This is a genomic window from Nonomuraea sp. NPDC049684 (assembly GCF_044465345.1).
Classification (GTDB): Bacteria; Actinomycetota; Actinomycetes; order Streptosporangiales; family Streptosporangiaceae; genus Nonomuraea.
In genome coordinates, this window is record NZ_JBITLO010000011.1 from 345,681 (window position 1) to 363,129 (window position 17,449).

Here is a 17,449-nt window from a genome sequence, read left to right on the forward strand (position 1 = left end):
AGCGTAGAACGTGTCGTTGCCACCGCTGGTCGAGCCGGCCACAGAGCTGACCGTAGACGAAGTGCGCCGCTACTCGCGCCACCTGATCATCCCCGATGTCGGGATGGCCGGGCAGAAGCGGCTGAAGAACGCCAAGGTGCTGTGCGTGGGCGCCGGCGGCCTGGGCTCGCCCGCCCTGATGTACCTGGCCGCGGCGGGCGTCGGCACCCTCGGCATCATCGACTTCGACGTCGTCGATGAGTCCAACCTGCAGCGCCAGATCATCCACGGCCAGTCCGACGTGGGCAGGCTGAAGGCCGAGAGCGCCGCGGCGTCGGTCCGCGAGATCAACCCGCTGGTCGAGGTCGTCGTCCACAACGCGACCCTGACCACCGAGAACGTCATGGAGATCTTCTCCGGCTACGACCTCATCGTCGACGGCACGGACAACTTCGCCACCCGCTACATGGTGAACGACGCCGCCGTGCTGCTCGGCAAGCCGTACGTCTGGGGTTCGATCTACCGCTTCGACGGCCAGGCCAGCGTGTTCTGGGCCGAGCACGGGCCCTGCTACCGCTGCCTCTACCCCGAGCCCCCGCCTCCCGGCATGGTGCCCTCGTGCGCCGAGGGCGGCGTGCTCGGCGTGCTGTGCGCGTCGATCGGCTCGATCCAGGTCAACGAGGCCATCAAGCTGCTGACGGGCATCGGCGACCCGCTCGTCGGCCGGCTGATGATCTACGACGCCCTGGAGATGAAGTACCGGGACGTCAAGGTCCGCAAGGACCCCGAGTGCGTGCTGTGCGGCAAGAACCCGACGGTCACCGAGCTGCTGGAGGACTACGAGGCCTTCTGCGGCGCGATCTCCGACGAGGCCGCGCAGGCCGCCAGCGGCTCCACGATCACCGCGGCGGAGCTCAAGTCCATGATGGACAAGGGCGACAACATCTACGTGGTCGACGTCCGCGAGCCCAACGAGTTCGAGATCGTGTCCATCCCGGGCGCCACGCTGATCCCCAAGGGCGAGTTCCTCAACGGCTCGGCCCTGGAGAAGCTGCCCCAGGACAAGCGCATCGTGCTCCACTGCAAGTCGGGCGCGCGCTCGGCCGAGGCCCTCGCGATCGTCAAGAACGCGGGCTTCGCCGACGCGGTGCACGTCGGCGGCGGGGTGCTGAGCTGGGTCAAGACGGTCGACCCCAGCCTGCCCAGCTACTGAGGCGTTTTCCGGGGAACCTCCCCCCGAGGCGCTTAAGGTCGGTGTCGTGAACCACGCCCGCCCCTGGCCCACCCTGGTGGTGTCCTCCGCGCTGACCCTGATCTGCGCGGTGGCCGCCGGGGTGGCCGGGAGCGCGGCGGGCACCGAGCTGACCCGCGGCCCGAGCGCGGCCGAGCTGCGTGCCGCCGCCACGCGCGAGGTCGCCGAACGCTGGCGCGCCTGGCCCGCCGGGCGCGTCTTCCCCGCGGCTCTGCCGTACGCGGCCGAGCAGGGCGGGCAGGAGCGGGCCGAGCGCATCGGCATCTCGCCGCACACCGGCTGCGGCGCCGGGTCCGTCGACGCGAAGGCGGTCAAGGCGTTGCGCGAGGCCGGATGCAGAGGCGTGCTGCGGGCCACCTACATCGACGCGCTGCGCGGGGTGCTCGTCACCGTGGGCGTGGTGGCGCTGCCCGACGAGTCACGCGCGGTCCGGGCCAGGAGCGCGTTCGCCGACAACGGCAAGCCCGTGCCGGGGCTGCGGCCGCTGAGCTTCACGGGCACGGTCGCCGAGCGGTTCACCCCCTCCATGCGGCAGGCCGGGTCGGTGCGCCAGGCGGGCCCGTACGTCGTGCTGACCACGGCGGGCCAGGTGGACGGGCGGCCCGCGACCACGTCCGGCGAGTCACGTCCGGCGATCTTCGCCTTCGCCGCCGAGCTGTCCGAACGCGTGCTGCTCGGCCTCAGCACCCCTCGGATGCCCGACTGCGCGGCCGAGGGATGGCGGTGCTGAGCCGCCGCGCCGTGAGGGCGCTGTCCGCCGCCCCCGCGGTCCTGCTCGCGGTACTTCCGACGGCCCCGCCCGCCCACGCCGACGACGACGTGCGCGGCGGCCAGCGGGCCGTGATCGAGACGCTCGACCTGCCCGCGGCCTGGCGCGTCACCAAGGGCTCGGGGGTCACGGTGGCCGTGCTCGACTCCGGGGTCGATCCGGCCCACCGCGACCTGGCCGGCTCGGTGACCGTGGGCCGCGACTTCACCGCGGGCGCGAACCCGCCGGGCGTCGCGCCGCCGCGGCTGCACGGCATGTACATGGCCTCCCTGATCGCCGGGCACGGCCACGGGCCGGGCGGAAGGAAGGGCGTCATCGGCGTCGCGCCCGAGGCCGGCGTCCTGTCGGTACGGGTCATCCTGGAGGACGAGGAGCCGGGGTTCCGGGAGTTCAACTCGGCCGAGCGCTTCGAGGACGTCGTCGCCAGGGGCATCCGCTACGCCGTCGACCAGGGCGCGGACGTCGTCAACATGTCGATCTCCAAGGAGCTCGCGACCCGGGAGGAACGGGCGGCCATCCGGTACGCCATCTCCAGGGGCGTCGTGCTGGTGGCCGCGGCCGGCAACGACGGCGACAGGAAGACCGCCGGCGACTTCGCGCCCTACTCCTACCCGGCGTCCTTCCCCGGCGTGGTGTCGGTGGGGGCGACCGACCGGCGGCTGCGCAGGGCCACGTTCTCCAACTGGAACTCCTCGGTGCTGGTGGCCGCGCCGGGCGTGGACATCATGGGCGCGGGGCCGGGCGACGAGTACTGGGTCGGCCGGGGCACCTCGCAGGCGACCGCGCTCGTCTCGGGGGTGGCCGCCCTCATCAAGGCGAGATATCCGCGGATGTCGCCGCCGCTGGTCGTCCAGGCGCTCGCCGACAGCGCCGACGACCGCCCGCCCGGCGGCTACGACACCGGCACCGGCTTCGGCGTCGTCAACGCCCGCAAGGCCCTGGCCGAGGCCGCCCGCCTGGCCACGCACACCGAGACCGCGACCGGCCCGCAGGCCCAGGACCCCGCCCGGCCCCTGGCGGGCGGCCCGGCCGGGCCGATCAGGGTCACCACGAGGGACCACCGGCGCGTGACGATCTACGCGGCCGTGGCCGCGGGCGCCGCAGGCGGGGCGCTCGCGTCGCTGGCGGTCATCTTCTTCCTGGTCAGGCGCGTCCGGCGCGACCACGGCGCACACGACGCATGATCCGCCTGCTAACGGGGACGAAATAGACACCGACCGAACGCGGGAACGAGGCCAGGGTGGTGAAGGCACGTAGGTCGACCTCAGGGCTACCGCGCGCCGGCGAGGCCACATCGGGACGCAGCAACCCGCTCGGGGCGTCGACCGGCCGCCGGTCCCGCGTGCGCGCCTGGCCGGCGGCGAACTCCCGGACGCGCACCGCGGCCAGGGAACGCGCCGAGCTGGCGGCCCTCCAGCAGGGCGTGCGCTTTCGGCGCATCTTCGTCGTGCTGGTCGGCGCGGTCGTGGCCGTGTCGGCCCTCGTGGTGCTGCTGGGCACGATCGGGCTGCTCAACGAGACGCGCTCGCGTCCGCTGACCCCGGCCGAGCAGAACCAGTACAAGCAGGAGGAGATCGCCCGGCGCTGGCAGGCGTGGCCGGCCACGGGCGTCTTCCCCGAGGAGGTCAAGTACCTCGGCCTCGACCGCGCCCAGCAGTACGCCAGGCGGGTCGGCATCGCCCCCGAGACCGACTGCGGCAAGGGCGTGGACGCCTCCGTCGCCGGGGTCCTCGACAGCCACGGATGCCTCACGCTATTGCGCGCCACGTACGTCGACCAGACCTCCACCTTCGTCATCACCGTCGGCGTGGCCGTGCTGAAGGACGAGGAGTCCAGGGTGTCGGCGGGCGAGCAACTGGGCCAGGACGACCGGGTGGGCGTGCTGCCCGTGGCCTTCCCCGGCACCGTGACCGAACGATTCGGCACCGAGCAGCGCCAGCGCACCGGCTGGGTGGGCGCCGGGCCGTACATCGTCTTCTCCACCGCCGGGTACGCCGACGGGCGCACCAGGGCCGCCATCCCTCCGGAGGAGATCCTGCACAGCGAGCTCTGGCCGGCGGCCAAGTCGGTCGGCAACCAGATCGCCTACTTCCTGGCGGATCCTCCCAAGGTCCCGCCGTGCACCCAGGGGAACGTGTGCTGACCGCCGTACGGGCGCTCGCGGCCACGCTGCTCGTCCTCCTCGGGCCCACGGCCGCCCCGATCAGGGACCAGCAGCAATGGGTGCTGGACGCGCTCAACGTCGAGCAGGCGTGGAACGTGACCAAGGGCGAGGGCGTCACGGTGGCCGTCGTGGACAGCGCGGTGGACGCCGGGATCAAGGAGCTGAAGGGCCGCGTCACGACCGGGCCCGACATGAGCTCGGGCACGGTGGCCCGCGAGGTGCAGCCGGGGCGGCACGGCACCGCCATGGCCGCGCTGATCGCCGGTTCCGGCGCCGGCGACGGGCTGATCGGCGTCGCGCCCGGGGCGCGCATCCTGTCGCTGCCCCTGGCCACCGACGACGAGCCGGCGTTCGACCTGCTGCCGCCCACGGACCTCCAGTCGCCGGAGAGCTCGCTGGCCCGCGCCCTGCGCTACGCCGCCAACCACGGCGCCCAGGTCGTCAGCATGTCGATCGGCTCCTACGGGCCGGTCAGGTCCGAGCGGGAGGCGGTGTCGTACGCGCTGAGCAAGGGCGTGGTGCTGGTGGCCGCCGTCGGCAACGACGGCCAGACGCCCTACGCCAAGGAGAAGGGCACCTCGTTCTGGAGCTTCCCGGCCGGCTACTCGGGCGTGATCGGCGTAGGCGCGACCGACAAGCAGGGGAGGAAGGCCACGTTCAGCAGCGACAACCTGTCGGTCCTCGTCGGCGCGCCCGGCGTGCAGGTGCCCGTGGTCAAGCGGCCCAGCGGGTACGAGCTGTCCGACGGCACCAGCTCGGCCGCCGCGCTCGTGGCCGGGGTGGCCGCGCTGATCAAGTCGCGCTATCCCGCCCTGCCGCCCGAGCAGGTGGCCCAGGCGCTGGCCTCCAGCGCGCGGGGCCGTCCGGCCGCCGGCTACGACGACAACACCGGGTTCGGCGTGGTGGACGCCGGGGCCGCGCTCAACGCCGCCGAGCGCCTGACCGGTCAGCGGCGCAGCGTGATCACGCCGGGAAAGGACCACTTCGGCCGGGGCGAGGACTCCCCGGTGCCGACCCGTCCGGGGGCCGATCCGTGGCGGTTGTGGCTGTACGGAGGGGGTGTGCTGGTCGCGCTGGTGACGTTCTGCGGGGCGATCATCGTCCTCAATCAGCGCAAGGAGTGATGAACCGCTCGTACTTCGCCCGCGTGGACGTTAAAGATCCGCTATGGTCGCGCGTCATGGGATACGAGCTGCGGGTGGTGCGCGAGTCGCCACTCGCCTTCGCGGAGCTCGCGAAGGCCATCGCGCCGGCCGGTTTCGAGCTGCGCGGATCTGAGGAGATCGTGGCCGGCCACGACGGCGGCCGGCACGCGGTGGCGCGCTGGCAGGGCCAGGTCGTGGGCGAGCCCGGCTCCGACTGGCAGGTGGCCCAGCTCCTGCGGCTGTCGGCCGCGCTCGGCGCCCGCCTGGTGGGCGAGGACGGCGAGGTCTACGCGCTGCGCGACGGCGTGATCGAGGTCCTGTCCGGCGGCACGGTGATGGAGATCGGCAAGTTCGACGAGATCATCGACGCGGGCCCGGCCGCATGGACCCCCTGAACCCCTTCGCCGAGCGGGTGCTCGACCTGGTCGAACGCATCCCGCCCGGCAAGGTCATGGCCTACGGCGACATCGCCGAGTACCTGGGCGAGGGCGGCCCCCGCCAGGTCGGCAAGGTGATGTCCACCTGGGGCGGCGGCGTCCCGTGGTGGCGGGTCGTGCACGCCGACGGCAGCGGCGCCGCCCCCGACCACCTGCGACGATGCCTGGCCCACTGGCGCGAGGAGGGCACCCCGCTGCGCGGCGAACGGGTGGACATGAGCCGGGCGCGCTGGGACGGGCGTTCAGCCGATTTTCAGTAAGGGTCCTGACCTGCGGTTTCGCTGTTGAGGCGCTTCTGTGACATGTGACTCCCATTACCATGGGCTGAACACTGACAGGCCCGAAAGGCGGTGCCTCCACGATGGCCACCGGCGTCACAGCCCAGCGCCACAGCGGCGACACGCTCGCCGACCGCCTCAAGGCTGTCCAGGATCTCTGCGATCGTGGCGAGCCTCTTGAGGCGGTCATGCGTGCCGTCGGGCCCGGCGGCCGCGACGCGGCGTTCGACACCGAGGTGCTCAGCGGGCCTCTGGGGTCGCGCATCGACCTCGCGGTCAAGCGCGGCCCGGCGCGGCGCCGCGAGATGCTCACCCTGATCCGCCCCTACCTGGCCGGCGTGGCCGCGGAGGTCAAGCGCGACCTGCCCGTCGCCCGCCGCGTCATCTGCCACCTGATCGAGCACCGTCCCGACGACGAACTGGTCGACGGCGAGACGCTGGTCAAGGTCGTCACCGCGGCGGCCGAGCCGTCCAAGCGCATCCGCAAGGGCCTGAGCTGGTACGCCGACCTGCCCTTCCGCGACGAGCTGCCGCCCGGCCTCTACCGGCTGCGCCGCGCCGACATGGTGCCGGTGACCCACATCGACGACATCGTGTGGGTCGACGGCAGGCTGCGCGTCACCGGCTTCGCCTACCTGGCGGGGCTGTCGGTGCGCAGCCGCAGGTTCAACTGGGCGACCGTGGTGTTGCGCGGGCCGCGCTGGCTGCCGCCGATCCGCATGCGCACCAAGCGGGTGCTCGCCCCCGAGGCCACCCACGGCGCGCGCGAGCCCGGCTGCAACTACGACTGGTCCGGCTTCACCGCCGAGCTGAGCCCGTGGCCGCTGCGCTGGCGCGGGGCCGTGCGCGGCATGGTCCACGCCGTGCGGCGGCGGTTGCGCCACCGTCCGGGGGTGCCCGACGCGACGACGTGGCGGGCCGAGATCGTCTTCTGGAGCCGGGGCGCGCGGGCGACCGGCCTGCTGCGCGGCTCGGCCATCGGCAGGCCCGAGCGTCCGGCCGGCCTCAAGCTGAAGCCCGGCTGGTGGGTGCGTCCGGTCTGGACGTCCGACCGCGCGCTGCAGGTCGTGCTCCAGCCCAACAGGGCCGAGCTGACCGGCGTGTCCGTCCAGGACGAACGACTCGAACTCAAGGTCTTCCTGCCCGGCCGCAGCGTGACCAAGGGCCACGCCAGGCTGGGCGGCCACCGCATCGCCGCCGACTTCACGCCGTCCGGCGGCGGCACCGAGGTGTCGATCGGGCTCGCCGTGCCCGCGCTGCTCCAGGAGAAGGACGGCCGGCGGCTGTGGGTCGAGCCCAAGGGCGACCCGGCGGCCTCCGTCATGCTCGCCGACCTGGTCGAGACGCGCACCCCGGTGGGCGACCGGGAGATCACCGTGCTCGGCGACCGGCGCGACCGCGTCGTGGTCTCCGCCCACCGCATCCGCCCGGTGATCACCTCCGCCGTCTGGGAGGGCTCCACGCTGGTCCTGCGCGGCGACTACCCCGACGCGCCCGGCCCCCGGGTGCTGACGTTGCGCCACCGGTCGGGGCTGTCGTACTCGCTGCCCATGGACCGGTCGGGCGACGACTTCACCGTCCGCGTGACGCCCTCGTCCATGGACCGCTTCGGCGAGTCCGTGCCGCTGGCCTCGGGCACCTGGAACATGTCCTTCCGGCACCCGTCGGGCGAGATCGTGCCGTTCCGGATGGACCACGCCGCCCTGCCGGGGCTCGACGAGGAGCCGCGTACGGTCGACAGCCGGGCGTACCGGATGATCTCCACCCGGTTCGACGTGCCGGTGATCACGGTCGAGGAGGGGCGTCCCAACGACGAGCGGGGCGTGGCCGGCACCCACGTGCTGCGCCGCGTCTTCTACCCGGCCCAGCGCAGCGAGCCGCTGCACGACGCGACCGTCTACGTCGTCAACGACGGCCGGCTCTACGCCGACAGCGTGCGCGCCATCTACGAGGAGCGGCTGCGCAGGGGCGACGACCGCGAGCACATCTGGATCGTCAAGGACGCCGCGTTCGTGCCGCCGGGCGGCGCGCGGGCGGTGCGGGCGGGCAGCCGCGAGCACCACGCCGCGCTGGCCCGCTCCAGCCACATCGTCACCAACTCGTTCCTGCCCGCCTGGTTCCGCGCCCGCGAGGACCAGGTCGTGCTGCAGACCTGGCACGGCACCCCGGCCAAGCGCATCGGCAACGACCAGCCGCACATGGCCCGCGACCCCCGTCCGCCGATCTGGTACCGGCAGGCGGCCGAGGTGCGCGGCTGGGATCTGCTGCTGTCGCAGTCGCCGTGGGCCACCACGGTGCTGCGCCGGGCCTTCGGCTACAAGGGCGAGATCCTGGAGAGCGGCCTGCCCAGGAACGACGTGCTCAACTCGCCCGAGCGCGAGGTCCGGGCCGCCGCCGTCCGCGAACGGCTGGGGCTGGCCGAGGGCAAGCGGGTGGTGCTCTACGCGCCGACCTGGCGCGACTACGACCGCAAGAACGCCATGGTCAAGCTCGACCTGGCCAAGGCCCGCGAGGCCCTGGGCGCCGACCACGAGATCCTGGTACGCGCCCATCCGATGCAGGCCATGCCCGCCGTCCCCGACATCGCCCACGACGTCACGACTTATCCGGATATGGCGGATCTGTTGCTGGTCACCGACGTCCTCGTGACCGACTACTCCTCGGTCATGTTCGACTTCGCCGCCACCGGCCGGCCCATCGTCTTCTACGGCTACGACCTGGCGAAGTACTCCTCCAAGCGGGGGCTCTACCTCGACCTGCCCGAGCAGGCGCCCGGCCCGGTGCTGCCGACGTCGGCCGAGGTGATCGACGCGCTGCGCTCCATCGACGAGGTGGCCGCCGCGCACGCCGACCGCTACGAGGCCTTCCGGGCCACGTACGCGCCCAAGGACGACGGCAAGGCGACGGCCCGCGTGGTCGACCACCTGTTCTCCTGAGGGCGCGGCCTCAGAGGTCGATCGGCAGGTCGGAGAGCATGAAGGGCTTGCCGGTCTCGTAACCGAGGGGACGCGGCGCGGCCGGCAGGCGCTCGACGAGCAGGTAGAGCAGCGCCGACAGGGTCGTGGCGCACACGATCTCGCCGGCCTCGACCAGGCGCCGGACGCCCGACAGGTGCACCCACTCGATGCGCTCGGCCTCCCAGGGGTCGCTGGGCGGGCCGATGTGGGTGGCCGTGTCGGCACGGTAGATGTGGTTGAGGCTGTCGGTGAAGCCGTTGGTCGGCTGGACCGACATCAGCGGGCGCAGCGGCCCCGGACGCCAGCCGGTCTCCTCCTCGACCTCGCGGGCGGCCGCGGCCATGGGCATCTCGCCCTCGTCGACCTGGCCGAGCGGGACCTCCCACCCCCAGCTGTCGGTGATGAAGCGGTGACGCCAGATCAGCAGCACCCGGTCCCTGTCGTCGGTGACGACCGCGCCCGCGGCCGGTGCGGTGCGAACCAGCCGGTGATCGAGGTGCCGCCCGTCGGGCAGCTCCACATCCGCGATGCGGATGTCCAGCCACTGGTCGGCGTAGAGCGACGTTTCGGAGTGGACCTGCCAGCGCATGTGACCAACCCCCTAGCAGAGGCGCGGGTATCAACCCAACGTTACAAGAGACAACGCTGCGTGTGTGGGGCAATCGTGCGGATCGTCGCATCGCCCCAGGCAGCGCGACGCTCACGGCGAAACCGGGGCTTCGGCGTGTCGCACGATATTCGGATATTTGCCTCGATACCGTAGGCGGATCGCGGGGGAGACCGGGTAAGTCGGCACGATCTGTCCGTGTGGTCTGGTGGAATCTAGTGCTGTGAGTGGTCAGACCTGGCGGTTGGTGCGGCGTGGCAGCGGAGGCCCTGTTGAGCCTCCAGTGCTGGATGAACACCAGCGTGCCGTGGTCGAGCACCGGAGCGGCCCGCTCCTCGTCCTCGCGGGGCCCGGCACGGGCAAGACGACGACGATCGTCGAGAGCGTGGTCGAGCGTATCGAACGGCGCGGGGCCGACCCCGAACGGGTGCTCATCCTCACCTTCAGCCGCAAGGCGGCCGAGGAGCTGCGGCAGCGCGTCACCGGGCGGCTGCGGCGCACCACCCGCTCGCCCCTGGCGCTGACCTTCCACTCCTACGCCTACGCGCTCCTGCGCCGCGAGTCCGTGCTGGAGGGCAAGGCGCCGCCGCGCCTGCTGACCGGCCCCGAGCAGCTTCTGGAGATCCGCCGGCTGCTCCACGGCGAGCTGGAGAACGGCGCGCTCGACTGGCCGCCGTCGCTGCGCGAGGCGCTCAAGACCCGCGGCTTCGCCGAGGAGGTGCGCGACTTCCTGTCCAGGGCCGCCGAGCGCGGCCTCGACGGCGAGCGGCTGGTCGCGCTCGGCCGGCTGCACGGCAGGAGCGACTGGATCGCCACCGGCCGGTTCTACCAGCGCTACCAGGACCGCTTCGACCTCGACCCCGAGGAGACCTACGACTACGCCGAGCTGATCGGGGCCGCCTCGGCGCTGCTGACCAGGCCCGAGGTGCGCGAGCGCGAGCGGGCCGCCCACGACGTGGTGTTCGTCGACGAGTACCAGGACACCGACCCCGCCCAGGAGTACCTGCTCGACCAGCTCGCCGGCGACGGGCGCGACCTCGTCGCGGTGGGCGACCCCGACCAGTCGATCTACGGGTTCCGGGGCGCCGACGTCCAGGGGATCATGAAGTTCCCCGAGCGGTTCAGGACGCTCGACGGGCGCGAGGCGCCGGTGGTGGCGCTGCGCGTGTGCCGCAGGAGCGGGGCCGACCTGCTGGAGGCCTCGCGCCGGGTCGCCGCCCGCCTCCCGATCGCCCCGGCCCCCGACCACGACCAGCGGCACGGCCACCGCGACCTGGTCCCGGCGGCCGGCGTCGAGACCGGCGACGTGCGCGTCCTGCTGGCCGACAGCACCAGCCAGGAGGCCGCGATCGTCGCCGACACGCTGCGGCGGGCGCACCTGATCGAGGGGGTGCCCTGGCACCGCATGGCGGTGCTGGTGCGCTCGGCCAAGCGCCAGGTGCCGCTGCTGCGGCGGGCGCTGGTCAACGCCGGGGTGCCGACGATGATCGCCGGCGACGAGGTGCCGATCGCCCAGGAGCCGGGGGTGCGGCCGCTGCTCACGATGCTGCGGGTGGCGCTCGATCCGGCGCAGCTCGACGAGGGGGTGGCCGAGGAACTGCTGACGGGCCCGCTCGGCGGCACGGACATGATCGGCGTGCGCCGCCTGCGCCGGGCGCTCAAGATAGCCGAGAACGAGGCCATGGCCGCCGAGGAGAAGCCGGCCACCGAAGAGGAGCCGGTCGCGGAGGAGCCGGCCGCCGAAGAGGAGCCGGTCGCGGAAAAGCCGGCCACCGCGGAGGAGCCGGTCGCGGGAGAGGGGGCGGTCGCGGAGGAGCCGGTCGCGGAGGAGCCGGTCGCCGGGAAGACCGGGGCGCGGTCGTCCGGCGAGCTGCTGGTGGCGGCGATCCAGGACGCCCGCGAGCTCACCCGCGTCGAGCCGCACGTCGCCCTCCCCGCCGAACGCGTCGCCAAGCTGCTCGCCGCCGCCCGCGAGGCCGCCGCGCAGGAGGGCACCGCCGAAGACCTCCTGTGGGCCGTGTGGCACGCCAGCGGCCTGGGCGGGCGCTGGACCGACCAGAGCCTGTCCGGCGGCTCCCGCGGCGCGCAGGCCGACCGCGACCTCGACGCGGTGGTGGCGCTGTTCGACCACGCCGCCAAGTTCGTCGACCGCATGCCCAAGGCGGGCCCCGAGGTGTTCCTCGACAACCTGGCCGCCCAGGAGATCCCGGGCGACACGCTGGCCGACCGCGCGCCCGACGGCGACGCCGTGCGGGTGCTCACGGCCCACCGTTCCAAGGGCCTGGAATGGGACATCGTGGTCGTGGCGGGCGTCCAGGAGGGGGTCTGGCCCGACCTGCGGCTGCGCGGGTCGTTGCTGGGCGCCGACGACCTGGTGGAGGTGGTCGAGGGCGCCGAGCCGAGCGCCGCGTCGCTGGCCTCCAAGCTGCTGGCCGAGGAGCGGCGGCTGTTCTACGTCGCGGCCACGCGGGCCAGGCGGCGGCTGGTGGTCACGGCGGTCGGCGGCGAGGACACCGACGAGCGGCCCTCCCGGTTCCTGTCGGAGCTGATGCCGGGCGAGGTCGAGTCGGCCACGGTCGACGACCGGGCGCGCTGGCTGACCATGTCGGCGCTGGTGGCCGACCTGCGCAGCGCGGTGACCGACCCCACCAAACCGGCCAAGCTCCGGCAGCGCGCCGCGCGGCAGCTCGCCCGCCTGGCCGCCGCCGGGGTCCAGGGCGCCCACCCCAACGACTGGTACGCCCTCACCCCCATCACCGACGACCGCCCGCTGAGCTGGCCGGACGACATCGTCAACATCTCCCCGTCCGCGGTCGAGAGCTTCACCAAGTGCGGCCTGCGCTGGCTCCTGGAGACGGCGGTCGGCGCCGCGGGCACCAGCACCGCCCAGGGCCTCGGCAACGTCATCCACGCGCTGGCCATGCTGGCCGCCACCGACCTGCCCGGCGAGGACGCCCTGGGCGACCGGCTCGACCAGGTCTGGAACGAGCTCGACTTCGGCGGCGTCTGGTACAACCGCAAGCAGCGCCAGGTCGCCGAGCAGATGATCGGCAAGTTCCTGCGCTGGCAGAAGGACAACCCGCGCGAGCTGGTCGCCATCGAGGAGTCGTTCGTCGCCACGGTCTCCGAGGGCGTGCAGATCAAGGGCCGGGTCGACCGGGTCGAGCGCGACGACGACGGCCGCGCGGTGATCATCGACCTGAAGACCGGCGGCTCCAAGCCCAAGGCGGGAGAGCTCGACCGCCATCCGCAGCTCGGCGTCTACCAGCTCGCCGCGCTGCTGGGCGCGTTCGCCCGGCACGGCATGACCGAGCCCGGCGGCGCCGCGCTGGTCCAGCTCGGCAAGGCGGCCGGCAAGAACGCCGCCACCGAGCAGCGGCAGGGCGCGCTGGCCGACGACAAGAACCCCGGCTGGGCCGGCGACCTGGTCGACACCGTCGCCACGGGCATGTCGGGCCCGTTCTTCCAGGCCAAGGTGAACGACGGCTGCCGCACGTGCGCGGCGCGGGCGAGCTGCCCGGTCAACGACAACGGGGGCCAGGTGTGCTGAACCCGGTCGAACTGGCCGACAAGCTCGGCATCCTGCCGCCGACGAGCGAGCAGGCCGCGGTCATCGAGGCGCCGCTCGAACCGATGGTCGTCATGGCGGGCGCGGGCTCGGGCAAGAGCGAGACGATGGCCGGGCGGGTGGTCTGGCTGGTGGCCAACGGCCTGGTCAAACCGGAGAACGTGCTGGGGCTGACGTTCACCCGCAAGGCCGCGGCCGAGCTGGCCGTCCGGGTCAGGGAACGCCTGACCGGGCTCGCCGAGGCGGGCCTGGTCGCGCCCGGCGCGCTCGACAACGAGCCGACCGTCTCCACCTACCACGCCTACGCCGCCCGCCTGGTCACCGACCACGCCCTGCGCGAGGCGCTCGAACCCACCATGCGCCTGGTCACCCCGGCGGTGTCGTGGCAGCTCGCCTCGCGCGTGGTGGCCCTGTACGACGGGCCGATGGACAAGATCGAGCTGGGCCCGCCCTCCGTCACCGCCGCCCTGCTCGAACTGGCCGGCGAGCTGTCGGAGCACCTGCGCGGGCCCGCCGACGTCCGGCGGGTGGGGGAGTGGCTGGAGGCCCGGCTGGCCGCGCTGCCCGGCCGCACGACCGCGGCGCAGCGCAAGCCGGTCGGCGTGCACGCGGCCAGGGAGCAACTGCTGCCGCTGGTGGAGGCGTACGAACGGCTCAAGCGCCGCCGCGAGGTCATCGACTACGGCGACCAGATGTCGCTGGCCGCCCGGATCGCCGCCAACCACAAGGAAGTGGGCGAGATCGAACGGTCCCGCTACTCCGTGGTCCTGCTCGACGAGTACCAGGACACCAGCCACGCCCAGCTCGTCCTGCTGCGCTCGCTCTACGGCGGCGGCCATCCGGTCACCGCCGTCGGCGACCCCTGCCAGTCCATCTACGGCTGGCGCGGCGCCTCGGCCGGCAACCTGCGCCGCTTCCCCCGCGACTTCCGCACCCGCGCCGGTGAGGAGGCGCCGGTCCGCCAGCTCAGCGTCAGCTTCCGCAACGGCGACCGGGTGCTCGACGTCGCCGCCCGCGTCCAGCTCCCGCTGCGCATGGAGGCCCGCGAGGTGCCCGTGCTGGTGCCGGGCCCCAACCGGGTCGAACGCGGCCGCGTCACCTGCGCCTTCCACGAGACCGCCGAGGACGAGGCGAAGTGGATCGCCGACGGCGTGGCCAGGATCCTCGGCCAGGAGACCGCCCCCGACGGCCTGCCCTGGGGCGAGAAGGAACGCAAGAAGACCCTCGCCCTCCAGCCCCAGGACGTCGCGATCCTGGCCCGCAAGCGCTCGCAGTTCCCCGCGCTGCGCAAGGCGCTGGAGGACCGCGACATCCCGGTCGAGGTGGTCGGGCTGGGCGGCCTGCTGACCGTGCCCGAGGTCAGCGACATCGTGGCGACCCTGCGCGTGCTCTACGACGCCACCGCCGGCGACGCGCTGGCCAGGCTGCTGGCCGGGCCGCGCTGGCGGGTCGGGCCGGCCGACCTGCGGGTGCTGGGGGAGCACGCCAGGGAGCTGGCCCGCGAGCTGAGCGAGAGCCACCGCGCCGACGACCCGCTCGACCAGGTGGTCGCCGACCTGGCCGAGGAGCGCGGCAGCCTGGTCGACGCGCTCGACGAGCTGCCCGACCGGCCCGAGTGGCTGGAGTCGTTCTCGCCGCTGGCCCGCACCCGGCTGGTCGCGCTCGCCCAGGAGCTGCGCAGCCTGCGCGGCCACACCGCCCAGCCGCTGCCCGACCTGGTCACCGAGATCGAACGCCGGCTCGGCCTGGACATCGAGGTGGCCGCCCGCAGCGGCACGGCCGGGGCGTTCGCCGCGCGGGCCGATCTCGACGCCTTCATCGACGCGGCCGCCAGGTTCGCCGGCGACGCCGAGGACCCGACGCTGGGCGCGTTCCTGGCCTACCTCCAGGCGGCCGAGAGCGAGGAGTTCGGGCTGGAGGCGGGCCGGGTCGGCGAGAGCAACAGCGTCAAGCTGATGACCGTCCACGCGTCCAAGGGGCTGGAGTGGCCGGTCGTGGTCGTGCCCGGCCTGTCGCAGCTCCTCAGCTCGAAGGGCACGGTCGCGACAGGCAGCGTGTTCCCGGCCACGCCGGTGATGAACAGCCGCTGGACCGACAATCCGCGCAAGCTGCCCTACCCGCTGCGCGGCGACGCCGCCGACCTGCCCCGGCTGGGCGGCCTGAGCAAGGACGAGCTGGCCGCGTTCGACGAGCAGTGCCGTGAGCGCGACCTGATGGAGGAGCGGCGGCTGGCGTACGTCGCCGTCACCCGGGCCCACTACCACCTCATCGCCTCCGGCTACCGCTGGGGGAGCGCGACCAAGCCGCTGGAGCCGTCGGAGTTCCTGCTGGAGATCCGCGACACGGCCGACCGGGTGTCCTACTGGGCCGGCGACCTGGCCGAGGGCGCGACGAACCCGCTGCTCGCCGAGCCGGCCGAGGCCGTCTGGCCGGTCACCCCCGAGGGCCTGCGCTACGAGTCGGTGCTCGACGGCGCCCGGCTGGTCGAGGACGCCCTGGCCGGCAACCTGGCCGACGAGGACGACGAGCCGCTGCGCCCGTTCGAGGAGGAGCGCCTGCGCGCCTGGGAGCGCGACACCGACCTGCTGCTGCGCGAGCGCGAGCTGAACCGGCGCAGACCGGCGACCGTCGTCGAGCTGCCGGCCAAGCTGACCGTGTCGTCGCTGGTCACGCTGGCCACCGACCCGGCCGAGCTGGCCCGCAGGATCCGCCGTCCGGTGCCGCGCAAGCCCGCGCCGCTGGCCCGCCGGGGCACGTCGTTCCACAAGTGGCTGGAGAGCCGGTGGGACCAGCAGCGGCTGATCGACGACTTCGACCTCGACCCGCTGGAGGAGCTGGAGGAGGCCGACGTGCGGCTGGCCGAGCTCCAGGAGCGGTTCGAGGAGAGCGAGTGGGCCGACCGGCGGCCGGTCGACCTGGAGGTGCCGTTCGAGACCATGATCGCCGACCGGCTCGTGCGCGGGCGCATGGACGCCGTCTTCGAGCTGCCCGACGGCGGCTACGAGGTGGTCGACTGGAAGACCGGCGTCCCGCCCAGGGGGAAGGCGGCCCGCACGGCCTCGGTGCAGCTCGCCGCCTACCGGCTGGCGTGGTCGCACCTGGCCGGGGTGCCGCTGGAGAAGGTGGGCGCGGCCTTCCACTACGTCCGGGCCAACAGGACCGTCCGGCCGGTCAACCTGCTCGACGCCGACGGGCTGGTCGCGCTCGTCGAGGGTGTCCCCGCCTCAGAGTCCTAGGTGGTGGAAGGCGGGGCGGGGGTGCATGAGGAAGTCGTGGTGGGAGATGTTCCAGGCGTAGGCCCCGGCCATGCCGAACACCACCTTGTCCCCTGCCCGCACTGACGTCACGATGTTCCGGGCGAAGACGTCCTTGGGGGTGCAGAGCTGGCCGACGAAGGTCACGGGCTCGCCGGCGACCCCCGGCCCGTCGCCCGTCGGCAGGATCGTGAACGGCTGGTCGTGGCCCTTGGCCACCGGCGTCCGCAGGTGGTGCGTCCCGCCCAGGACGATCGCGTACGCCTGGCCGCGCACCCGCTTCACGTCCACGACCTCGGTGACATAGTGGCCGCAGTAGGCGGTGAGCGACCTGCCCGGCTCGACCCGCAGCCGCCGCCCCGCCCGCAGCGCGGCCAGGCCCTCGCCGTAGGCCGCCCAGTCGAAGCGTTCACCCGACGTGTACGACACCGCCATGCCCCCGCCCAGATTGACCTCCGGATGCCCGGTCTCCAGCAGTGCCCCGGCCAGCCGGAGGAGCTGGGCGGCGTCCAGGCCGCTGGCCAGGTGGGCGTGCAGGCCGCGCAGCCGTACGCGGCCGGTGAACAGCGGCAGGCACTCGGCCAGGGCCGCCTCGTCCATGCCGAAGGGGCCGTCCATCGTGAGCGCGGCCCCCTCGACCGGCAGGTCCGGGTTGGCCCGCAGCAGCACGTCCGCCTCCAGCCCGGTCGCGAGCAGGCGGCGCAGCTCGTACGGCGACTCCACGTGCAGGCGGTGGTGCGGCAGCCGCAGCTCGGCGTCGGTCTTGCCGGGCCCGCCGAGCGCCAGCCGCGCGCCCGGGAACAGCGCGGAGACGTGCGCGTGCTCGCCCGCCGACGACACCTCGAACCCGTCCACGTGCCGGGCCAGCACCCGCAGCAGCTCGGCGTCGGGGTTGGCCTTGACCGCGTAGTACAGCTCCACCTCGCCCAGCGCCGCGCGCACCGACGCGACGTGCTCGTCGAGCGCGGGCAGGTCGTAGAGGTAGGCGGGCAGCGCCGGCAGCCGGGCAGCGACCTCCAGCACACGGTTCCCGCGAGCA

12 protein-coding genes are annotated in these 17,449 nt (G+C 73.5%); 10 read left to right on the forward strand and 2 right to left on the reverse strand.

The window, feature by feature from the left end; all coding sequences use genetic code 11:
• The first annotated feature begins 10 nt into the window (after positions 1-10).
• The 8 genes from moeZ to ACIBST_RS32055 all read left to right on the forward strand — a co-directional run bounded on the left by moeZ (position 11) and on the right by ACIBST_RS32055 (position 8,960).
• On the forward strand, positions 11-1,192 hold the full coding sequence (gene moeZ, locus ACIBST_RS32020) for an adenylyltransferase/sulfurtransferase MoeZ (protein ID WP_397177091.1): 1,182 nt from the start codon (positions 11-13) through the stop codon (positions 1,190-1,192).
• A gap of 46 nt (positions 1,193-1,238) precedes the next feature.
• Entirely contained in the window at positions 1,239-1,961 is a 723-nt protein-coding gene (locus tag ACIBST_RS32025) for a hypothetical protein (protein ID WP_397177092.1), read from the forward strand.
• The gene (locus tag ACIBST_RS32030; RefSeq protein ID WP_397177094.1) at positions 1,955-3,184 is read left to right on the forward strand and encodes a S8 family serine peptidase; all 1,230 of its coding nucleotides are present in this window, start codon (positions 1,955-1,957) and stop codon (positions 3,182-3,184) included. The genes ACIBST_RS32025 and ACIBST_RS32030 overlap by 7 nt, the downstream gene beginning before the upstream one ends.
• Before the next feature lie 158 nt (positions 3,185-3,342).
• Complete coding sequence (locus ACIBST_RS32035) at positions 3,343-4,143, forward strand: hypothetical protein (protein WP_397177096.1); 801 nt, start codon at positions 3,343-3,345, stop codon at positions 4,141-4,143.
• Positions 4,119-5,288 carry a S8 family serine peptidase gene (locus ACIBST_RS32040; RefSeq protein ID WP_397177097.1) on the forward strand — a complete coding sequence of 390 codons (1,170 nt, stop codon included), beginning with the start codon at positions 4,119-4,121 and terminating at the stop codon, positions 5,286-5,288. The genes ACIBST_RS32035 and ACIBST_RS32040 overlap by 25 nt, the downstream gene beginning before the upstream one ends.
• A gap of 56 nt (positions 5,289-5,344) precedes the next feature.
• Positions 5,345-5,704, forward strand: a complete 360-nt coding sequence (locus ACIBST_RS32045; RefSeq protein WP_357987375.1) for a hypothetical protein — start codon at positions 5,345-5,347, stop codon at positions 5,702-5,704.
• Positions 5,692-6,006 carry an MGMT family protein gene (locus ACIBST_RS32050; protein WP_352319290.1) on the forward strand — a complete coding sequence of 105 codons (315 nt, stop codon included), beginning with the start codon at positions 5,692-5,694 and terminating at the stop codon, positions 6,004-6,006. The genes ACIBST_RS32045 and ACIBST_RS32050 overlap by 13 nt, the downstream gene beginning before the upstream one ends.
• Before the next feature lie 101 nt (positions 6,007-6,107).
• Positions 6,108-8,960, forward strand: coding sequence for a CDP-glycerol glycerophosphotransferase family protein (locus tag ACIBST_RS32055; RefSeq protein ID WP_397177099.1), 2,853 nt, complete (start codon positions 6,108-6,110; stop codon positions 8,958-8,960).
• A gap of 10 nt (positions 8,961-8,970) precedes the next feature.
• On the opposite strand, the gene ACIBST_RS32060 is transcribed toward ACIBST_RS32055, so the two are convergent.
• Complete coding sequence (locus tag ACIBST_RS32060) at positions 8,971-9,570, reverse strand: NUDIX domain-containing protein (RefSeq protein ID WP_397177101.1); 600 nt, start codon at positions 9,568-9,570, stop codon at positions 8,971-8,973.
• A gap of 301 nt (positions 9,571-9,871) precedes the next feature.
• On the opposite strand from ACIBST_RS32060, the gene ACIBST_RS32065 reads away from it, so the two are divergent.
• Positions 9,872-13,138 carry an ATP-dependent helicase gene (locus ACIBST_RS32065; RefSeq protein WP_397177102.1) on the forward strand — a complete coding sequence of 1,089 codons (3,267 nt, stop codon included), beginning with the start codon at positions 9,872-9,874 and terminating at the stop codon, positions 13,136-13,138.
• On the forward strand, positions 13,132-16,392 hold the full coding sequence (locus ACIBST_RS32070; RefSeq protein ID WP_397177104.1) for an ATP-dependent helicase: 3,261 nt from the start codon (positions 13,132-13,134) through the stop codon (positions 16,390-16,392). Before ACIBST_RS32065 ends, ACIBST_RS32070 begins: the two co-directional genes overlap by 7 nt.
• Here the strand turns inward: ACIBST_RS32070 and ACIBST_RS32075 are convergent.
• Positions 16,381-17,433 (reverse strand): type III PLP-dependent enzyme, encoded by a 1,053-nt coding sequence (locus tag ACIBST_RS32075; RefSeq protein ID WP_397177106.1) that lies wholly within the window; start codon positions 17,431-17,433, stop codon positions 16,381-16,383. The genes ACIBST_RS32070 and ACIBST_RS32075 overlap by 12 nt on opposite strands.
• Between the last annotated feature and the right edge of the window lie 16 nt (positions 17,434-17,449).

Bases quoted from the DNA above. Each gene is read 5' to 3' on its own strand.
- ACIBST_RS32045 (WP_357987375.1), top strand. From the start codon at position 5,345: ATGGGATACGAGCTGCGGGTGGTGCGCGAGTCGCCACTCGCCTTCGCG.
- ACIBST_RS32050 (WP_352319290.1), top strand. From the start codon at position 5,692: ATGGACCCCCTGAACCCCTTCGCCGAGCGGGTGCTCGACCTGGTCGAA.
- ACIBST_RS32055 (WP_397177099.1), top strand. From the start codon at position 6,108: ATGGCCACCGGCGTCACAGCCCAGCGCCACAGCGGCGACACGCTCGCC.
- ACIBST_RS32060 (WP_397177101.1), bottom strand. From the start codon at position 9,570: ATGCGCTGGCAGGTCCACTCCGAAACGTCGCTCTACGCCGACCAGTGG.